This window comes from Novosphingobium sp. CF614 (assembly GCF_900113255.1).
GTDB lineage: Bacteria > Pseudomonadota > Alphaproteobacteria > Sphingomonadales > Sphingomonadaceae > Novosphingobium.
Genome location: NZ_FOOR01000003.1, coordinates 152115 through 172427, shown reverse-complemented (window position 1 = coordinate 172427; position 20313 = coordinate 152115). Strand labels below are relative to the sequence as shown.

Sequence of the window (20313 nt, the reverse complement as noted above, 5' to 3'; positions counted from 1 at the left end):
GACAATCTCTAGAAAGGGTCGTACAGGGAAAGCATGGCGATCAACCTGAAGGTGAACCAGAACCGGCACAGCGTTTCGGTGGATCCCGAAAAGCCGCTGCTCTGGGTGCTGCGAGAGGATCTTCACTTGCCCGGCACCAAGTTCGGCTGCGGCGCGGGGCTGTGCGGCGCCTGCACCGTGCTGCTGGACGGTCAGGCGGTGCGCTCGTGCCAGACGCCGGTCGGGTCGGTCGGGGAAGCGGCCGTCACCACGATCGAGGATGTGGCTTCGTTGCCCGCCGGCCGCCATGTCGTGGAGGCCTGGGCGGATCTGGACGTGCCGCAATGCGGATATTGCCAGGCCGGGCAGATCATGTCGGCGACCTGGCTGCTGGGCCAGATGCCGCAACCGAAGGACGATGAAATCGACGCGGCGATGAGCGGAAACATCTGCCGCTGCTTGACTTACCTGCGCATCCGCAAGGCGATCAGGCAGGCGGCGAATGCCCAGGCCAAGGGAAGCGCGGCATGACCGCCCTGGTCGCGGTCAGCCGCCGGTCGTTTCTTTCGGCCTCGTTGGTCGCGGGCGCCGCGCTGTGTTTCCGCGCGCGGCTGACGCTGGCGGACGAAGCAGGGGCCGGCGCCGGTGTCCTCAATGTTTTCGTGCGGATCAATCCGGACAATACCGTGACCATCGGCGCGAAGAACCCCGAGATCGGACAGGGCGTCAAGACCATGCTGCCGATGCTCATCGCCGAGGAACTCGATGTCGATTGGGAACAGGTCCGCATCGAGCAGACTTTGGCCAACGACAAGCTCTACGGGCCGCAGAGTGCGGGCGGCAGTCGCGCGACACCGGTCAACTGGCTGCCGATGCGCCAGGCCGGAGCTACCGCGCGGCAGATGCTGGTCGCCGCCGCGTCGGCGCAATGGGGCGTCGCGGCCGATGCGATCACGACGGGCGGTGGTATGGTTCGCCACGCGCCCAGCGGCCGCTCCGCCACTTATGCGTCGCTGGCCGCCGCCGCGTCGGCGGTCCCGCCGCCGCCGCTCGATTCGGTGCCGCTGAAGCCCGACAGTACCTTCAGGATCATCGGCACGCCCCGACGCGGCGTCGACACTCCGGCCATTCTGCAAGGAAAGCCGTTGTTCGGCATCGATACCGCGCTGCCCGGGATGGTCCATGCTGCGATCGAGGCCTGCCCCGTCTTCCAGGGCACCATCGCATCGTTCGACGGCGACGCGGCACGGGCGGTGAAGGGCGTCCTCGCGGTCGTGCCGATCAACAGCGGCCTCGTGCCCAAGGGCAAGTCCGATGCACTCGCCGTCGTCGCCGACAGTTGGTGGACAGCGCAGCAGGCCCGCAAGCTGCTGAAGATCGACTGGGACACCGCGGCGCAGACCAGGTTCTCCACCCAGGGCTATGCCGCGCAGGCCCTTGCGGCCCAGGGCGGTCCGCCGCAAGGCGACATCCTGAGGAAGGGAGACGTCGCGGCAGCCCTGTCCGGCGCCGCCAGGACGCTGTCCGCGAAGTACGACTATCCGTTCCTGGCGCATGCCACGCTCGAACCGCAGAACTGCACGGGCCTGTTCCAGGACGGAGCGCTGACGCTGTGGGCGCCGGCACAGTCGCCGGCGAACGGGCGCAGGCAGGTCGCCGACATCCTCGGCCTGCCGCCGGAGTCGATCACGATCCACATGACGCGCATCGGCGGCGGTTTCGGTCGCCGGCTGATGAGCGACTACATGGTGCAGGTCGCCCAGATCGCGCGGGCGGTGCCGGGCAAGCCGGTCAAGATGATCTACACGCGCGCGGACGACATCCGCCACGATTACTACCGGCCGGCGGGATGGCACGACTTGACGGCCGGCCTCGACAAGGATGGCCGCCTCGTCGCCTTGTCGGACCATTTCGTGAGCTTCGGCGCCGATGGCGAGCCGGTCCGCGCCGCAGAGATGGAGGAAACCGAATTTCCGGCGCAGATCGTCCCGAACGTCCATTTCGGCGTCACCTATCTGCCGACCAACCTGCCCACCGGCTGGTTGCGCGCGCCGACCTCCAACGCCATGGCCTTCGTCTTCCAGTCCTTTCTGGACGAAGCCGCGGAGGCCGCCGAGGTGGACTTGCCGACGTTCGTCCTGCGCACGCTGGGCGAGGACCGGATGCTGCCGGCGGTGGACCGCGCGCCCCAGTTCAACACCGGCCGCGCCCGCAAGGTGATCGCAGAAGCTTGCGCCTTCGCCGGCTGGGACGGCGGCCGCTCCAAGGGCCGTACCGGCAAGGGCAGGGGGTTCGGCTTCTATTTCAGCCATGCGGGCTATTTCGCCGAAGTCGTGGATGCCACCGTATCGGGGACCGGCGAAATCGGGATCGAGAAGATCTGGGTGGTGGGCGATATCGGAAGCCAGGTCATCAACCCGCTGAATGCCGAGCACCAGGTGCAGGGATCGGTCATCGACGGTCTTTCCCAGGCCATGATCGGGCAGAAGGTGGACCAGGTCGACGGCGCCATCGTGCAGGAGAACTTCGATGGTTTCCCGCTCCTGCGCATCAACGAGGCGCCGCCGGAGGTGGCGGTGAAGTTCGTGACATCGCCGTTCCCGCCGACCGGGCTGGGCGAGCCGGCACTGCCCCCCGTCATTCCGGCGCTCGCGAACGCGATCTACGCGGCGACCGGCAGGCGGATACGCTCGTTGCCCATGCGACTTGACGAGGCTTCGACCTGACAGGTCCATATCGAGCGCATGTCCGGCCGGGCGAAGAGGCATTGTTCAGCCGCCCCGGACGGCATTCCCTGCGCCGGCGAAGGCACCTATCTCGGTATTGACGGCGAGGATAACGGCGAACGCGTCGAAATCGTCAAAGGCGCGCTCGATGCGCGTGGCCGCACGGTGGGGTTCATGGTTGCGAGATCAATGATGCGCCGGGGTCTCGGCGGCATTCTCGCCGAAAGTCCGGTTCTCGATTATTCCTGGCATCGCCGCGTTCACCGTTCCAGCACGTAACGGCCCGGGGCATCCTCGAGCGGCGGAAAGCCGTGACCGGGGGCGCCCATCGATGGGGGCGCGCGATCTTGCGGGCTCGAGCGTTCGGCCAGCCATGCGGTCCAGGCGGGCCACCACGACCCTTCATATGCCGGCGCTTGCTCGCTCCAGGCATCCGGGCTGGCATAGGCTTCGCCGGCCATCCGCGTCGCCATTCGGAATTGGCGATGAGCATGGCCCGGCTCGCTCACGATGCCCGCGTTGTGGCCGCCGGAGGTCAGCACGAAAGTGACTTCGCCCGGATTGAGCAAGTGGATCTTGAAGACCGACCGCCACGGCGCGACGTGATCGGTCTCGGTGCCGACCACGAAGAAGGGCACCCGAATGTCCTCGATCACGACCGGTCGCCCTTCGACCAGATAACGCCCCTCCGAAAGATCGTCGTGAAGGAACATCGCGCGCAGATATTCGGTATGCATCCGTGCCGGCATGCGGGTCGCGTCCTCGTTCCACGCCATCAGATCGTTCGGCGCGTCGGTCTCTCCAAGCCAGTAGCTTTTGAGCAGGCGCGACCAGATCAGATCGCGCGACTGCAACAGCTGAAACGCGCCGCCCATCTGGCGCCCGTCGAGAAAGCCCCGCGTCGCCATGATATCGTCGAGGAACGCGATCTGTGCTTCCGTGGTGAAGAGCTGGAGTTCGCCCGCCTCGGTGAAATCGGTCTGCGCCGCGAACAGCGTGACGCTCGCGAGCCGCTCGTCGCCGTCGCGGGCCATTGCCGCGGCGGCGATCGCCAGCAGCGTGCCGCCCAGGCAATAGCCGCAGGCATGCACCCTCGCGTCGCCGCAGATCGCGCCGACGGCGTCCAGCGCCGCCATGAAGCCGTCGCTGCGATAGGCGTCGAACGGCGTGTCGCGCATTTCGGCACCGGGATTGCGCCATGAAATGCAGAAGACGGTGTGCCCCTGTTCGGTCAGGTAGCGGATCAGTGAATTGTGCGGCGAAAGGTCGAGGATGTAGTATTTCATGATCCAGGCCGGCGCGATCAGCACCGGCTCGGCCCGGACCCTGTCGCTCGCCGGCGCATATTGGATGAGTTCGATCAGATCGTTGCGGAACACCACCTTGCCCGGCGTGATGGCGACCTGCTTGCCCGGGACGAAGGCTTCGCCACCGGCGCTGGCGGGCGACGATCCGATCAGGTGTGCCAGATCGTTGAGATAGTTGCGCGCACCTCTGCCGAGATTCTGGCCCTGCTCGTTCCAGGTCGCCTGGATGACTTCGGGATTGAGCCATGGCAGATTGGAGGGGGAAAACATGTCAAGCCACTGCCGCGCGGTGAAATTGACGATCCGTTCGTTCGCCGGCGTCACGCCGGGTACGCCGCTGGTTGCCCGGTCGGCCCATTGCTCGCAAAGCAGGAATGCCTGCTTGACCAGGCTGAAGGGGAGGTCGCGCCACGCGGGGCTGGTGAATCGGTGGTCTCCCTGGGTGGGCGCGATTTCCTCGCTGCCGAACGCCGCCGCCCCGAGTTTGCCCAATTGCCGCGCGGCATCCATCGCCAGCCCGATCCGCCGGCCGGGCGCGTTGAGCAGGTGGAAGGACCAGTCGAACATCGCCATCCACACCGCCATCGGCGCGACGCCGCCGGTGAGCCTTCCTTCCAAGGCGTGGAAGCGCTGGTCGAGACCGGCCAGCAGGACCGGGCCTTCGCCAGCGGGATCGGCGATACGGCCACCCGGCGGGCCGCCGCCGCGTGCTTCGGCTTCGATGAGGGCGTGCTTCATGACAATCCGACTCCCGGCTCGCGCCATCGGCGTCGGCCCGTGCCGACCCCATCGTTCACGCCGATTCTAAGGCGTCATGCCGCGGTGCAGCATCCGTAGAAGTCCTGAGGCCAACGGATGCTTCGGCCAGCGATCAGGCCATTGCGGAAATCGTCTTGCGAAAGCGGGTGAGCGCAATTCCGAAGAAGACGGCTCCGATCAGGGTGACAGCAACGAACTGCGGCCAGACGACGTCGAAGCCGGCACCGCGGAACAGGATGGCCTGGCCAAGCTCGACGAAATGCGTGGTGGGCGCCGCCAGCATGATGGTTCGCACCAGTTCGGGCATGCTTTCGCGCGGCGTGGTTCCACCCGAAAGCATCTGTAGCGGCAACAGCACCAGGACGGCCAGAATGCCGAACTGCGGCATGTTGCGCGCGATCGTCGCCATGAAGATGCCGAGCGAGGTGGTGGCGAACAGCACCAGCGCCGCGCCGGTGAAGAACAGCGGCAGCGAGCCCGCGACCGGCACGCCCAGAAGCCAGCGCACGACCAAATTGAGGGAAACGGCGGAGGCCACGAGCACCACCAGACCCATCGACCAGATCTTCGACAGCATGATTTCGAGCGGCGTGACGGGCATGACCAGCAAGTGCTCGACGGTGCCATGCTCCCGCTCGCGGATCAGCGCGGCGCCCGTCAGGATGATGGACAGCATCGCGATCTGGTTGATGATCTGGGAAAGACTGCCGAACCACGACTTGTTCAGCGTCGGGTTGAAGCGCGCGCGCATTTCCAGATTTACCGGCGACACGGCCTGGCCGCGATAGTGGTTCGTGAATTCGGTGATCTCCCCCATCACGATCTGCTGGATGTAGCCGCTGCCGGTGAAAGCCTGGGTCATCCGGGTGGCGTCGGTGTTGAGCTGGATCCGGGCCGAGCGTCCGGCCAGCACGTCTCGCTGGAATCCCTCGGGAATATAGAGGGCGAACGTGTAGGAGCCGGAGTCCATGCCGGGATCGATCTGGGCCGGCGCAATCATCACCGGCTTCATGAAGTGCGGGGGATAGAAGGCCGAGACGATGCGCTGCGAAAGCGGGGAATTGTCCTCGTCCACGATCGCGATCGGTGCATTGTGCAACGTTTCGGGCATCGACGACGCCGAGCTGTAGACCGCGAAAGTGAAGGTGAACACGATCAGGAACAGCATGGTCGGGTCGCGCCACAGGCTCCACAGTTCCTTGACCCCCAGGCGATAGATGTTGGCGAGCGTTTGCCGCATGTCAGTGCTCCTGCTTCCTGAGCAGCAGGATCGCGAGGCCGACGATGACCGGCGCCGACAAGGCCAGCGGCCACAGCGAGCCCAGGAGATCGCTAAAGCCCAGCGCCTTGTTGAACACGCCGCGGCTGATCGTGAACATGTAGCTCGCCGGATAGATTTCGCCGATGATGCGGCCGGCGCCGGTCAGCGAGGACACGGGATCTATCATGCCGCCGAACTGCGCGACCGGGATGAGCGTGCCGACCATGGCCAGGAACAGGGCCGCGATCTGGCTCTTGGTGACGGCGGACGCCAGCAGCCCCATGCCTGTGGCGGTGATGCTGAACAGCAGTGCGGAGAGGACCAGCAGGGGAAGGCTGCCGGTGATCGGCACGCCGAACAGGAACACGCCCATCAGGACCATGACGGTGAAGTTGACCATCGCCAGCACCACATAGGGCAGCTGCTTGCCGAGCATGAATTCCGAGCGCGTGACGGGGGTCACGTAAAGGTTGATGATCGAGCCCATTTCCTTCTCGCGAACCACCGCCAGCGCCGCCAGCATCGCCGGCATCATCAGCAGCAGCATCGGGATCACGGCCGGAACCATTGAAGGCAGGCTCGCCACGTCGGGATTGTAGCGGAAGCGGTTCTCCACGGAGATGTCGCTGGTGGAATTCGCGCCGGCGCGCATGCTCGTCTGTTCGTCGAGCCAGTGCTGATGAAGGCCCTGGATATAGCCTTGCACGGTCTCGGCCCTCTGGGGCATCGCCCCATCGAACCAGGCGGCAATGGCTATCTGCCTTCCGCGCAGGAGATCACGTCCGAAACCGGGCGGGATCTCGATCGCGAGCGCCAGCTCGCCGCGTCGCATCCTGCGGTCGAGATCGGCATAGTCGGTGATCGGCCGCTGCTCGGCGAAGTAGCGCGAGCCGGAGATGTCAAGCCGATAGCTCTCGCTGAACGTGCTCTGGTCGCGGTCCAGCACCGCATAGCGCAGCTCGTTGACGTCGGTGCTGATGCCGAAGCCCATCACCAGCATCAGGATCACCGACCCTGCGAGCGCCAGGGTTCCCCTCACCGGATCGCGTTGCAGCTCCAGCGCCTCGCGCCACACATAGCTCAGCATCCGTTGCAGGCTGAACGTTCCGCCGGCGCGTGCGGCTTCATGCGGTGCCGGTATTCCCGCCGGATCCGGCTCGTCGGTCGGATCGGCGCCTTCGGCCTCGACCAGGTAGCCGATGAAAGCCTCCTCCAGCGTCCTCGCCCCGCGCTTCGCGATGAGCCTGGCGGGCTCGTCGCTGTCGAGCACCTTGCCGGCGTGCATCATCGAGATGCGGTCGCAGCGCTCGGCCTCGTTCATGAAATGGGTGGAGATGAAGATCGTCACCCGGTCGCGACGCGAAAGTTCCGCCAGCAGGCGCCAGAAGGCGTCGCGCGCTATCGGATCGACCCCGGAAGTCGGTTCATCGAGGATCAGAAGCTCGGGCTTGTGGATCATCGCGACCGCCAGGCTCAGCCGCTGGCGCTGGCCGAGCGGCAGCGCGTCCGGCAGCGCATCCATGATACCGGCAAGGCCGAAGCGCTCCGCCATTTCCTCGACCCGGCCGGGAATCTGGTCGGGCGCAACATGGAACAGGCGGGCGTGCAGCTCCAGGTTCTGCCGAACCGAAAGCTCGGTATAGAGCGAGAAGGCCTGGCTCATGTAGCCGACCCGGCGGCGTGTCGCGATATCACGCGGATCGACGTCATGGCCGAACAGCCAGGCTTGCCCTTCGCTGGCGGGCAGCAGGCCGGTGAGCATCTTCATCGTGGTGGTCTTGCCGCACCCGTTCGACCCCAGAAACCCGAAGATCTCCCCGCGCTCGATGCGGAAACTGACATGGTCGACCGCCACGAAATCTCCGAAGCGCATCGTGAGATTGTCGGCCGTAATGGCAACGTCGCTTCCGTCCGTCTCCAGCGGCGGGATCACGACCGGCGCATAGCCGCGCCGCTTCTCCTCCGGAAGCAACTGGATGAACGCGGCTTCCAGCGACGCGCTGCCGGTCCGTTCCAGCAGTTGGGCCGGCGCACCGGTGGCCAATACCCGTCCGTCATCCATCGCCACCAGCCAGTCGAAGCGCTGGGCCTCGTCCATGTAAGCGGTGGCGACGATCACGGTCATGCCGGGACGCTGCCGGCGAATGCGGGCGATCAGGTCCCAGAACTGCGCGCGGGCGAGCGGGTCGACGCCGGTGGTGGGCTCGTCGAGGATCAAAAGGTCGGGATCATGGATCAGCGCGCAGCACAGGCCGAGCTTCTGCCGCATGCCGCCCGAAAGCTTGCCCGCCGGTCGCGACAGAAAGGGATGGAGACCCGTGCTTCGCGTAAGCTCGTCGATACGCCGCCGCCGTTCGGCGTTGTCATGGCCGAACAGCCGCGCGAAAAACTGAAGATTCTCCTCGATCGAAAGCGTCGGGTAGAGGTTCTTGCCCAGCCCTTGCGGCATGTAGGCGATGCGCGGGCAGACCGCCTCGCGGTGCCGCCGCGCGGCCATGTCGCCGCCCAGGACATGCACGGTCCCGTCCTGCACGGCGCGGGCGCCCGAGATCAGCGACAACAAGCTGGACTTGCCGACGCCGTCCGGGCCTATCAGGCCGACCATCCGCCCTTCCGGAATGTCGAGATCGACGCCGCATAGTGCCTCGGTCTTTCCGTAGCGCAGATGCAGGCTGGCGACCCGGACAACCGGGCCTGCCCGATCGGCTGCGTGGGGAGTGGCGGCGCTAGTCACGAACGGTGCGCGCGAGTGTCGCCGGCCATTCCGTCCGTGGATCGACACGCACATAGGCCATGCCCGGAAGGCCCGTCTTGACCTGTGTGATGTATTTCCGCAGCAGGGCCGGATCGATACGGGCTTTCACGCGGAACATCAGCTTCTGGCGCTCGCTCTGGGTCTCCACCGTCTTGGGCGTGAACTGGGCTACATCCGAGACGAAGCTGACCTTTGCCGGGATGACAAGGCCGGGCGCCGCATCGAGGACGATCCGTACTTCGCTGCCCAGCCCTACGCGGCCGACCACGGTTTCCGGCAGGAAGAAGGTCATGTAGACGTCGGTGAGGTCGACGAGGTTCAGTACCCGCCCACCGCCGGCGACCACCTCGCCCGGCTGCGCGACACGGAACTGCACGCGGCCGGCGCGGGGCGCGCGCAGGTCGCTGTCCTTGATGTCGGCTTCGATCCGCTCGATGGTGGCGCGGGCGGCATCGACCCTGGACCGGGCACCGATCACCTGGCTGCGGGCCGTCGCTATGGCCGAATCGGCGGACGCGCGCTGCGCGCGGGCCGCCTCGAGCGTCGCGGCCGCGCTCTCGACTTGGGTCTGATCGTCGTCGCGGTCCTGGATCGAGGTTGCGCCCTCGCGCGCGAGCGTTTCGGAACGGCTGAATCGCTTGCGCGCGGCATTCAACTCGGCCTCGCGCTGCCGTACTGTCGCCTGCGCGGCGGCGCGCTCGCTCTGGCGCTGCGAAATATCGGTCTGCGCGATCAGAACCGCGTTCTGTGCCTCGGCGAGCTGGGCCTGGGCCTCGGACTTCTGCGCCTGGAGCACGTCGGTATCCATATGCGCGACGATCTGCCCCGCCCGGACAAATTGGCCCTCGTCCACCAGGATGTCGCGGATCCGGCCCGGCGACTTGGCCGATACGTCGATCTCCACCGCCTCGATGCGGCCATTGCCGCTGGCGATGCCTTCGGGCAGGCCGGAGGGCTTGAGGAGCTGCCAGATGACGATGACGGCAATGACGACGGCGGCCGCGATGCCGCCCCGGATGAACCACGTTTTCAAGGCCCTGTTCATTTCCCCTGGCCTCCGCCTTGGCTTGCATTGATGTCGAACACCGGATCGGCCGCGAAGCCGCCGCCTAGCGACGAATAGAGCGCGATGACGCTCGCCAGTTCGGATCGGCGGAGCTGGACGAGCGTTTGCTCCGCGTCGAACAGGTCGCGCTGGGCGTCCAGCACCTCCAGATAGGTGGACCGGCCATTGTCGAAGCGAAGCTGGGCAAGCCGCGCGCGCTCCCGCTGCGCCTCCAGCAACAGCGCCGTGCTGTCGATCTGGAGCGCGAGTTGGCGCTTGCGCACCAGGGCGTCGGACACGTCACGGAAGGCCGTTTGCACCGCCTGCTCATATTCGGCGACCGCCTTGTCCCGCCGCGCCTCCGCCACCCCCAGATTCCCTTTCAGGCGTCCGGCGTTGAACAGCGGCAAGGTAATCGTCGGCGTGAAGCTCCATACCTTCACGCCGTCCTTGAAGAGATCGTCCAGCGAGGGACTCGCCGCGCCATAGGCGCCCGTCAGGTTGATATTGGGAAAGAAGGCCGCGCGTGCCGCGCCGATATTGGCGTTGGCGGCGATGAGCTGATGCTCAGCGGCGAGAATATCGGGCCGGTTGGCCAGAAGCTCGGAAGGCAGGCCGGCCGGCAATGTCAGATCCGGCCAGGACCCCGCGAGCCCCGCCGATTCCGGCGCCATGTCCACGGTGCGCCCGACCAGCAGGGCGAGCGCGTCGCGGTTGATGCCACGATCCTGGTCGAGCGCCTGCAATGCCGTCTGGGCCTGGGCCAGCAGGGCCTGAGCCTGCATCATGTCGAGCTTGGAGCCCGAGCCCACCTCATAGCGCCGCCGCATGATCCGCAACGATTCCACGCGGGTCTCGATCGAGCGGCGGGCCAGCGCGGCGCGCTCCTCATATTCGCGATCGAGCAGATAGCCGTTCGCGACCTGGGCGATGAGATCGGTCGCGACCGCGCGTCGCGACTCCTCGGATGCCAGATACTGGGCGCGGGCCGCCTGGCGCAGGTTGCGCAGGCGCCCCCAGAAATCGAGCTCCCAGCCCGCGCTGAGCTGCGCGCTGACCTGCTTTTGGTCGATGGGCAGGGTGCCGCTGCCGGGCAGGTTGAAGAGCGAACGCCCGCGCGTGCCCGTGCCCACGGCATCGAGCTGCGGATAGAGCGCAGCGCCCTCGATCCGCCAGGACGCCCGCGCCTCCGCCACGCGCGCGGCGGCGATGCGGATGTCGCGGTTGTTCGCCAGTGCCTGCGTGATGAGAGATTGGAGCTGGGGGTCGCGAAAAAAGTCCCGCCAGCCGATCCGCGCGATCGAATTTCCCGGCGATGCCTGCTCCGCATAGCGATCGGGAACCGGTTGTGGCGGACGGACATAGGCGGGCGCGAAGCCGCAGCCGGCCAGGACTATCGGCATGACGGCACAAGCTCCCGCAATCCCGCGCCTTGCGTGCCGGAGCCTGGTGATCGCTCGAACGGCCATATGCCCCTTCCCTGTCCCTGGTTCGGATTTCATGGAGCCGGTTCCCACTCAACCACGGGCAGCAGGTTTCATAAGTGCCGCGAGGTCCAGGCTGGCCGCGGCGCTTTCGCGACCGGGCTGAACGGGCTGGCGCCGAACTGGGCGCAGTTCACGCCGCACTTCACGCCGCCGGTCCGGGCGACCTGCGCAAGCGCGGCAAACCGATCGAAGGGGTAGCTCATGGCGGGCTCCTTTCCGAATGAAGGTTGTGATGGCGCAGTCTCGCCGACCATGTTGCACTGCGATATGAGGGATAGTCCTTAGCCTCGGCCGGGCGCGGGTGGGCCGGCGGGCTACCGGATTTCACGCCATGTATTGCCCGCCGTTCACCGACAGGGTCGCGCCGGTGATGTAACCTGCCTCCTCGGCGCACAGGAAGGCGACGCAGCGCGCGATCTCTTCCGGCTCGCCGAGCCGGCCCACGGGGATTCTGGCGGCGATCCCGGCAAGGATGTCGGCGGGCACCGCGCGGACCATGTCGGTATCGGTATAGCCCGGCGCGACGGCGTTGACGGTCACGCCGCTGCGTGCGCCTTCGAGCGCGAGTGCCTTGGTGAAGCCGAGTACGCCGGCCTTGGCGGCGGCATAGTTGACCTGCCCGAACTGCCCGGCCTGGCCGTTGATCGAACTGATGCTGACGATCCGGCCCCATTTGCGCGCGCGCATCCCAGCGAAGACGGCATGCGCCATGTTGATGCAGCCGATCAGGTCGACGTCGATCACCTCGCGCCATTGCTCGGGCCGCATCTTGGCGAAGCTCGAATCGCGCGTGATGCCGGCATTGTTCACCAATACGTCGACAGCGCCGAGTGCCGCCTCCACCCGGGCGATGCCATCGGCGCAGGCCTGATAATCGGCGACCGACCATTTGAACGCGGCGATGCCGGTTTCCTGCGTGAAGGCGGCGGCACGGGCGTCATCGTCGGGATAGGTGGCGGCCACGGCAAGGCCCGCCCCCTGGAGCGCGCGGCAGGTCGCGGCGCCGATGCCGGTGGTGCCGCCGGTCACGACGGCGACGCGGCGGGGTTTGGGTGCGGAAGCCATTGCCATGCTCCTGTGCGGCGCTCGCGCGTCTCGGTCGCCAGCGTGCTACCGCAGCGCAGCAAGGCGTGGCATTGGGGATGTTACGGAGATCGCCGCGCGCACCGGCCAGGCCGCGGCAAAGCCGATATCGCGCTAAATCCGCCGGTAACGGAAGTACCACACCACAAGAGCAAATTACAAACAAGATGTTGATTTTAAATCAAAGAATATCTTATATATGGGCAGAGAAATATCTTATATATGGGCAGAGATTCGAGAATGTAATCACCGGGTAATCACCAATTTTGACACAAAATCGCGCTTCTGCGCCCCGTTGGCGGGGATGGAAGTATGAACGCCATGATTTGGCAGACGCCCCGACAGAGAGCGGCACGCCGGTCTGCGCGCTCATGCGAAAATCACTCCATCCATCAGCTTGCGCGCGGTGCGCAACATCGCGGCGCTGGCGACGGCTCCACTTTCATCCACTTCCATGACGCAGCTGGTTTCGCCCGTGGGATGCTCGACCGACATCAACTTGCGCCGGCCCTTCGGCACCGTCGCCACATCGGCTGCAGGAGACCCCTCGATGAGGCAGGCCGTGGCGACGCTGATTGCGCCGAGCACGCCGATCGGGGCATGGGCGCGATGGGGAATAAAGCTGCGCACCGTGACCGCGCCGCCATTCCGGGGCTGGGCGACCACCATCATCTTGGGCATGGGCTTTGACCTGCCCCACTGAGGTGGGCCACCCGTCGAGCGCTTGAGCACGCGGGTGAAATGAAAGCGTCTTGAGCCCGGCTACCGATCCGCAGGCTACCTAACCCATGAGGCTATGTTACGGGAAGGCGGACGACGCATCGGAAGCCGAGATGCGCCGTCGAGGTTTCGACCGTCTCCGGCTGCCGCGCCGCGGGGCGATAACGGCGGCAGTAGTTTTCGGCGCACAGGTGCGATCCACCTTTGATAACCTTGCGCCCAATCCGCGTGCCCGGCTGCTCGGGATCGTAGCTGTGGAAGACCTTGCCGCCCCTCGGATTGTTTATTGCGCAGCACGACGGCTTGCGCCTGTCGCTGCCCGGATGTGACGCTTCTGACCACCAGTCCTGAGTCCATTCCCACACGTTGCCGACCATGTCATACAAACCGAAGCCGTTCGGCGCAAAACTGCGAACGGGAGAGGTACCCTCCCATCCGTCGAGGCTCTGATTGGCAAAGGGGAACAACCCCTGCCAGTAATTTGCCAGCATCGCGCCGCTTGGGGCCAACACGTCGCCCCAGGCATAGTCGCATCCCTCCAGCCCACCGCGCGCGGCATATTCGAACTCAGCCTCGGTTGGCAGCGCTTTGCCGGCCCAGTCTGCAAAGGCCTCGGCGTCGGAATAGGCGATATGGACGACGGGATGGTCGTCAAGATCGGCAATACTACTTCCGGGTCCGGCCGGATGACGCCAGTCCGCACCGGGTATGAAACGCCACCAAGCGGAGGGGTCGCCAATTTCGACGGGCTGGGCAGGTTTGACAAACACGAGCGATCCGGGCGCTGCCAGCGATGCGGGCATGCCGGGATACAGGCTCGGATCGGGTGCGATCTCTGCCATCGTCACATGGCCAGTTTCCGCAACGAAACGTGCGAACTCGCGATTTGTGACGAGCGCATCGTCGATCCAGAAATCGTCAACCTTTACCCGGCGCGGCGGCGCCTCTTCGGGATAGAAGCGGTCTGAACCCATTGTGAATATGCCGCCTGCTACCGGCTTCATGCCGGGCGGAGCAAATGGAACGGTATTGAAATTTCCAACCATCTGGATCCCGATCCTTCCATTCGGTCAGGTAAATTTTGATGAACGCCCTTTTGCGGACAGGCACGCCGCAATATGTAAACGGAGAATTTTAATTAGAAAACGTTTTCATTCGTTGAGGTATCGGCTAATTTGCGGTTGCCGGGATCGCTATGTCGGCGAGGGAAAGGGCGTATGAGCGAGATCGACGAGGCGGCAGCCATTGATGCCGAAGAGCGCGCGTTGACGCTCGACCATTTCGACACGGAGGACGCCTGGTGGCTCGGCTGCCACTTACGTGCCGAAGCGACGCGACGTGCGGCTGCAGTCGCGATCGAGATCCACCGCGGCACGACCCGGCTGTTCACCTCGGTCCTGCCGGGCGCGACCGACGACAACCTGCAATGGATCCGCCGCAAGATCGCGGTCGCGGCGCGGTTCGAGCGATCGACCTACGCCGTCGGCATCATGATGCGGGCTAGTCCGGGCATGTTCGAACGGTTCGGCCTCGATCATCGCAGCCATACCATCGGCGGCGGCGCCGTGCCGATCCGGGTCGCGGGTACGGGCGTGGTCGGGGTGGTCGCCGTCAGCGGGCTGCCGCAGGAGGAGGACCACCGCCTCGTCGTCGAATCGCTGAGCGCACTGCAATCCCGGCAGCGCGGCGGCGACGACCGCGCATCGTGACGCCGTGATCGGGGGGCGGGGGGCGATGACGGTCGTCCGCTGGGGCATCCTCGGACCGGGGGCAGTGGCGCGCGATTTCTTTGCGGGCGCGCGCGGTTCGGCGACAGGCACAATAACCGCGATTGCCACCCGCAACGTCGACAGGCCCGGGTTACGCACCGACTTTCCGGGCGCGCGCGTTCTGCGCGGGTACGATGCGCTGCTGACCGATCCCGATATCGACGCGATCTATATCGCGACTCCGCACACGCTGCACGCCAAATGGGCGGTTGCGGCGGCCCGTGCCAGAAAACACGTGCTGTGCGAGAAACCGATGGGTGTCACGGCCGCTGAGGTTGCAGGGATGTTCAATGCGGCAGCGGCGGCGGGAACGTTCCTTGGTGAGGCGTACATGTATCGGTCCCACCCGCTGACGATGCGCATCATCGACCTCATCCAAGCAGGCGAGATCGGCGATCTGCGACTGATCCGGTCGAGCATGGGTTTCATCGCGCCGTCTGGGGATCCAGCGTCCCGCCTGTTCTCGCCGACGTTGGGCGGAGGAGCAATCCTCGATGTTGGCGGCTATCCGCTGTCAATGGCGCGGCTTCTGGCGGGCTGCCAAATTGGGGCGGAGCCGATCGAACCGACCACGCTGCGGGCGGTGACCCATGTCGGTCCGACCGGGGTCGACGAATGGGCATGTGCCGTACTGGCGTTCCCAAACGACGTGCTAGCCGAGTTGTCCTGCTCCATCTCGCTGCGTCAGGACAATGTCCTTCACTTGATGGGGACCGCTGGGCGGATGGAAATCGATCAGTTCTGGTTCGCCGGAGGGAAAAGCGGGGGCGTCGCGACGATCCGTTCCTTTCGTCACGATGGAAATCGCCAAACCTTCGCGGTTATCGAGCCGCGCAGCCTGTATTCGTTTCAGTTTGAGGCCGCCAACGATGCGATCGGCCGGCGTGCTTCGAGCTTCAGCTATCCGGCAATGACGGTTGCCGACAGTCTGAACAATGCGCGCTCGCTCGACTCCTGGCTAGCGGCACGCAGTCCGGTGGTTTTAACGAGCTAGCGAGACCGGCAGGGCCGGGTGAACGTGCGACCGGCCGATCATCAATGCAAAGCTTTACATTTCGTGCGCCCTGAATTACGAAAGCCAAGATGCCCGGCTGGGTGGCGCTACACACGGAGGATCATACCTCCGGTTGGGGAGAAGGTGGTATGAAGGGAATTGGATTTGACGCGCGCTTGAGGTTGCTGGCTTCTGCGGCGCTGGTTACAGGACTTGCCGGGCTGCCGACGACAGTGCTCGCACAGGCGGGCCAGGCGGCATCTTCGACCGGTGGCGGCCCCCACGCCCAGGGCAGCGCGGTGTTGCTTGATCAATCGCAGCTTGATGCGACGTCCGAGCAAGCAGGTGTTCCTGACGTCGACAATAGCGGGACCAATGATATCGTCGTGACTGCGCAGAAGCGGTCGGAGCGCCTTGTCCAGGTTCCTGTCGCCGTGACCGCGGTCAGCGGCGCGGCGCTTGCGAGCCAGCAGATCAACGACAGCCAGAGCCTGTCGCGCATCGTTCCGTCGCTGACGTTCCAGCAGGGCGCGAACCCCACCAACACCAGCTTCCGTATTCGCGGCGTCGGCACTGCCTTGTTCAGCCAGGGCACCGAATCGGCCGTGTCGGTCGTCGTCGACGGTGTCGTCACTGCGCGCGCCGGGCAGGGGTTCAGCGACCTGGTCGATGTCGAGCGGGTCGAGGTGCTGCGCGGCCCGCAGGGCACGCTGTTCGGCAAGAACGCGACCGCCGGCGTCGTCAACGTCGTCACCGCGCGACCGGGCAAGGATTTTGGCGGACGGATCGACGGCACGATCGCCGAGCATGGCGAATATCGTCTGAAGGGCACCGTCACCGGGCCAATCAGCGACACGCTGCGCGCGCGCCTGACCGGCTTCTACAATGATGTCCGCGGCACGCTCTACAATGTGTCGACCAAGAACTACGACAATTCGAGCAAGAGCTGGGGTGCGCGCGGCAAGCTCGAATGGGATGCGACGCCGAACCTCAACCTGTTGTTGACCGGCGAATATCGCAAGACCGAAACCAATTGCTGCCAGCGCGTCTATGTCCGGATCGACAATCCGATCGTCCAGCAATTCTTGACGCCCATGGTCGCCTCGGTCAGCAATCGCCTGTCGAACAATGACGGCGCCACCTTCGCCAATCCGGTGCAGATCAACGCGGCGCTCGAGGCGAACTGGGATCTGGGCTTCGCGACGGTCACGTCGATCAGCGCCTTCCAGCGCTTCACCCAGACCGACCAATATGAGCCCGACCAGGTCGAAAGCGATCCCGTGCGCTTCAGCGGTGCCGGCGCCTATTCGCAGTGGAACAATAACCTCGTCCACAACGCGTTCAACAACTACTCGGAAGAGCTGCGGCTCGGTTCGAACGGCAATTCCGACCTGACCTATGTCGTTGGCGCATATTATGCGCATTTCGACCTCGATCGGTCGGGTTCGCGCCGCCGCTTCAAATGTCCGTCGGGCGTCATCAATCAGGTCTGCACGGTGCCGACGACGTCGGATTCGGCGTCGTTCAGCGGCACCTATGAGTCGGACAATGTGGCCGGCTTCGGCCAGGTCGATTGGCGCGCGATCGGCGGCCTGCACGTGATCGGCGGGCTGCGCGTGACCTACGAGACGCAGACCGCGACCGGCCGCTCGCAGACCGCGCTGTTCGCCGGCGATACCGCGTTCCCCGGTGTGACGGCGAACAGCGGGACGCGGACGCGTTCCGATACCGCAGTCACGGGCCGCGGCGGCGTCCGCTATGAGTTCGATCGCAACCTTCAGGCCTATGTGACCTACACACGCGGCTACAAGGCGTTCGCGATGGATCTCGATTTCCCGACCAACTATGCGACCAACCCCGGGGTCAACCCGGAGCATGTCAATGCCTATGAGGCCGGCGTGAAATGGTCGGCGCCGGGCGGCGCGTTCAGCATCAGCGCGGCCGTGTTCCGTTCGGACTATAGCGACCTTCAGGTCCAGGCGATCCAGTCCGACGCGGTCACGGGGGTGTTCAATGCGATCCAGGTCAATGCGGGCAAGTCGCGCTCGCAAGGCGTGGAACTCGAGGCGACGGTGCGTCCGTCGCGCGAATTCTCGGTTGCGATGAACTTCAACTATCTCGAGGCGACGATCGACGTCGATGGCCAGACCTGCGCCTTGCAGCAGCAGGCCGCCGCGCAGGTGTACACCGCCAACTTCCCGGTCAACACCTGCTATCTGCGGCGTACGACCACCAACGGAGTGACGACGACTTCCTCGGCGATCATCGACGTGCGCAACGGAAGCCTGCCGCTCGCGCCGAAGATCCGGTTCGGCGTCACCCCGCGTTACGAGCGGGACTTCGACAGCGTCGGCCTCTCGGGCTTCGTTCAGGCGAGCCTGAATTACCAGAGCGCCGTGCAGTTCCAGCTCAACCAGGATCCGCTGACTAAGCAGCCGGGCTATGCGCTGGTCGATCTGTCCGTGGGCGTGTCGGACATCGACAAGCAGTATCAGCTGTCGCTGTTCGTGCGGAACCTGTTCAACGAGAAGTACCTCACCAACCTGCAGCATGCGACGTTCCTCGCGACGGCGGCCAATCCGTTTGATTTGAACGGCTATTATGCGAAGGACGCCGATCGGTATTTCGGCGCGTCGATGTCGGTCAAGTTCTGACCGGAGCAGGGTCGCGAAAGGATCGATGACATTGGGACGCGCGAAGAAATGGATGCGATTGGCGGGTGCCGCTTGTCTGGTGGCGGTGTCGATCGCATCCCCTGCCGCCGCAGCGGGTGCCGCCCAAACCGGCGCGGTGCCCGCGTCCCCCGCGCCGGCGGTGCCCAAAGCGCGGCCGATGAACATGATCTTCGTGCTGGTCGACGATCTGCGCTATGACATGCTCGGGTTCCTGCAGCGCGGCGTGAAGACCCCGAACATCGATTTCCTGGCCAGGAACGGCGTGTATTTCCGCAACGCCGTGGTCACCTCGTCGCTATGTTCACCCAGCCGCGCGACGATCCTGACCGGGCAGTCGGTGCGCAACCACGGCGTGGTCGACAATACCAATTCCACCGAGAAGGGGCTCATATTCTTCCCGAGTTACCTTCAGCAGGCCGGATACCAGACCGCGTTCTTCGGCAAGTGGCACATGGGCTATGACGACGATGCGCCAAGGCCAGGGTTCGACCATTGGGTGAGCTTCAAGGGGCAGGGGACATACCTGCCCACCGACAATCTGTCGCCGGTGCAGGTCGCGGCGGGAATGCGGCAGACGCTGAACGTCGATGGCAAGCGCGTCAACCGGACTGGCTACATCACCGACGAGCTGACCGACTATGCGATGGACTGGCTGCAGAATGGCCGTGACAAGCGCCGTCCGTTCTTCCTCTACCTCAGCCACAAGGCCGTCCATTCGGACGCCGTGCCGGCCGAGCGGCACAAGGCCCAATATACCGACCTGAAGATCGACCTGCCCGCCAGCATGGCGAACACGCCCGAAAACAATGCCGGCAAGCCGCTGTGGGTGCAGAATCAGCGCAACAGCTGGCACGGCGTCGATTATCCGTCCGGCACCGACCGGCCGGTTACCGAGCAGGTCCGCGATATCTATCGCACGCTGTCCGCGGTTGATGAGAGCCTGGGCCGGATCGTCGCCTATCTGAAGAAGAACGGGCTCGAGCGCGAGACGATGGTCGTCTTCTACAGCGACAATGGTTATCTGATCGGCGACCACGGCCTGGTCGATAAGCGCAATGCCTATGAACCCTCGATCCGGGTCCCGATGATCGCCTATGCGCCGGGTAAGTTCGCCAAGGGTGTGACCAACGACGCGCTGGTCCGCAACCTCGATCTCGCGCCCGCCTTCCTCGACGCGGCGGGTGTCGCGAAGCCCGCCCGGATGGAAGGCCGCAGCTGGCTGCCGCTGGCGCGCGGAGATGTCGCCGCCGGGCAGTGGAACGCGGGCGACCTGATCTATGAATATTATTGGGACTGGACCGTCCCGCAGACGCCGACCACCTTCGCAATCGAACGCGATCGCATCAAATATATCCAGTATCAGGGCGTGTGGGACACCGAGGAGATCTATGATCTGCGCAAAGACCCGGACGAGATGCACAACCTGATCGACGATCCGGCCTATTTCGAAACGAAGCGGACGCTGCGTGCCGCCTTGTTCGCGCAGATCGCCGACTCCAATGGCCGACGCGCGGTGCCGCTGACCGAACGATCGAGCTCGGGCTTGGTTTACCGCAACGCCAATGGTCCGCATGCTGCCGATTTTCCGGCGAGTTGGTATCGCGCGCCGAACCTGCCGGGCCGGATGAACGATATGTTCCCCGACACGGCCGCCAAGAATGCGGCCAATGCCGAAGGGCGATCCTATCGGCCGAGTGGCCCGGTGGCGCCGCCGCCGCCGAAGTGATCGGTTGCACGCGTCGGCGGTCATGCT

At 65.2% G+C, this 20313-nt stretch carries 15 protein-coding genes and 1 pseudogene; 7 read left to right on the top strand and 9 right to left on the bottom strand.

The window, feature by feature from the left end:
• Positions 1-33: 33 nt before the first annotated feature.
• The 3 genes from BM052_RS05620 to BM052_RS05610 are packed head-to-tail and all read left to right on the top strand — an operon-like array spanning position 34 to position 2984.
• Positions 34-510: a (2Fe-2S)-binding protein gene (locus BM052_RS05620; protein ID WP_091144255.1), complete on the top strand. Its 477-nt coding sequence runs from the start codon at positions 34-36 to the stop codon at positions 508-510.
• On the top strand, positions 507-2705 hold the full coding sequence (locus BM052_RS05615) for a xanthine dehydrogenase family protein molybdopterin-binding subunit (RefSeq protein WP_091144253.1): 2199 nt from the start codon (positions 507-509) through the stop codon (positions 2703-2705). Before BM052_RS05620 ends, BM052_RS05615 begins: the two co-directional genes overlap by 4 nt.
• A gap of 18 nt (positions 2706-2723) precedes the next feature.
• Positions 2724-2984, top strand: a complete 261-nt coding sequence (locus BM052_RS05610; RefSeq protein WP_091144251.1) for a hypothetical protein — start codon at positions 2724-2726, stop codon at positions 2982-2984.
• On the opposite strand, the gene BM052_RS05605 is transcribed toward BM052_RS05610, so the two are convergent.
• The 9 genes and pseudogenes from BM052_RS05605 to BM052_RS05570 form a co-directional block, all read right to left on the bottom strand.
• Positions 2966-4750, bottom strand: coding sequence for a PHA/PHB synthase family protein (locus BM052_RS05605; protein ID WP_091144248.1), 1785 nt, complete (start codon positions 4748-4750; stop codon positions 2966-2968). The genes BM052_RS05610 and BM052_RS05605 overlap by 19 nt on opposite strands.
• 133 nt (positions 4751-4883) lie before the next feature.
• Positions 4884-6011, bottom strand: coding sequence for an ABC transporter permease (locus BM052_RS05600; protein ID WP_091144246.1), 1128 nt, complete (start codon positions 6009-6011; stop codon positions 4884-4886).
• A 1-nt stretch (position 6012) separates the two neighbouring features.
• On the bottom strand, positions 6013-8766 hold the full coding sequence (rbbA, locus tag BM052_RS05595; RefSeq protein ID WP_255405983.1) for a ribosome-associated ATPase/putative transporter RbbA: 2754 nt from the start codon (positions 8764-8766) through the stop codon (positions 6013-6015).
• On the bottom strand, positions 8759-9832 hold the full coding sequence (locus tag BM052_RS05590; RefSeq protein WP_091144468.1) for an HlyD family secretion protein: 1074 nt from the start codon (positions 9830-9832) through the stop codon (positions 8759-8761). The genes rbbA and BM052_RS05590 overlap by 8 nt, the downstream gene beginning before the upstream one ends.
• Positions 9829-11235 carry an efflux transporter outer membrane subunit gene (locus BM052_RS05585; RefSeq protein ID WP_091144241.1) on the bottom strand — a complete coding sequence of 469 codons (1407 nt, stop codon included), beginning with the start codon at positions 11233-11235 and terminating at the stop codon, positions 9829-9831. The genes BM052_RS05590 and BM052_RS05585 overlap by 4 nt, the downstream gene beginning before the upstream one ends.
• A gap of 134 nt (positions 11236-11369) precedes the next feature.
• On the bottom strand, positions 11370-11522 hold the full coding sequence (locus tag BM052_RS19835; RefSeq protein ID WP_177198344.1) for a hypothetical protein: 153 nt from the start codon (positions 11520-11522) through the stop codon (positions 11370-11372).
• A gap of 121 nt (positions 11523-11643) precedes the next feature.
• Positions 11644-12384: an acetoacetyl-CoA reductase gene (gene phbB / locus BM052_RS05580; RefSeq protein ID WP_091144239.1), complete on the bottom strand. Its 741-nt coding sequence runs from the start codon at positions 12382-12384 to the stop codon at positions 11644-11646.
• 387 nt (positions 12385-12771) lie between these two features.
• A pseudogene (locus tag BM052_RS05575) lies at positions 12772-13095 on the bottom strand (PrpF domain-containing protein); the annotation flags it as partial.
• A 101-nt stretch (positions 13096-13196) separates the two neighbouring features.
• Complete coding sequence (locus tag BM052_RS05570) at positions 13197-14168, bottom strand: formylglycine-generating enzyme family protein (protein WP_369821495.1); 972 nt, start codon at positions 14166-14168, stop codon at positions 13197-13199.
• A 171-nt stretch (positions 14169-14339) separates the two neighbouring features.
• Here BM052_RS05570 and BM052_RS05565 point away from each other — a divergent pair, with 171 nt between their 5' ends.
• From BM052_RS05565 to BM052_RS05550, 4 genes are all read left to right on the top strand, one after another.
• Positions 14340-14831, top strand: coding sequence for a heme-degrading domain-containing protein (locus BM052_RS05565; protein ID WP_091144232.1), 492 nt, complete (start codon positions 14340-14342; stop codon positions 14829-14831).
• A gap of 25 nt (positions 14832-14856) precedes the next feature.
• Positions 14857-15885 (top strand): Gfo/Idh/MocA family protein, encoded by a 1029-nt coding sequence (locus BM052_RS05560; RefSeq protein WP_091144231.1) that lies wholly within the window; start codon positions 14857-14859, stop codon positions 15883-15885.
• Between the two features lie 149 nt (positions 15886-16034).
• Positions 16035-18539 (top strand): TonB-dependent receptor, encoded by a 2505-nt coding sequence (locus BM052_RS05555; RefSeq protein ID WP_177198343.1) that lies wholly within the window; start codon positions 16035-16037, stop codon positions 18537-18539.
• Between the two features lie 25 nt (positions 18540-18564).
• Complete coding sequence (locus tag BM052_RS05550; protein WP_255405982.1) at positions 18565-20286, top strand: sulfatase family protein; 1722 nt, start codon at positions 18565-18567, stop codon at positions 20284-20286.
• Positions 20287-20313: the final 27 nt, after the last annotated feature.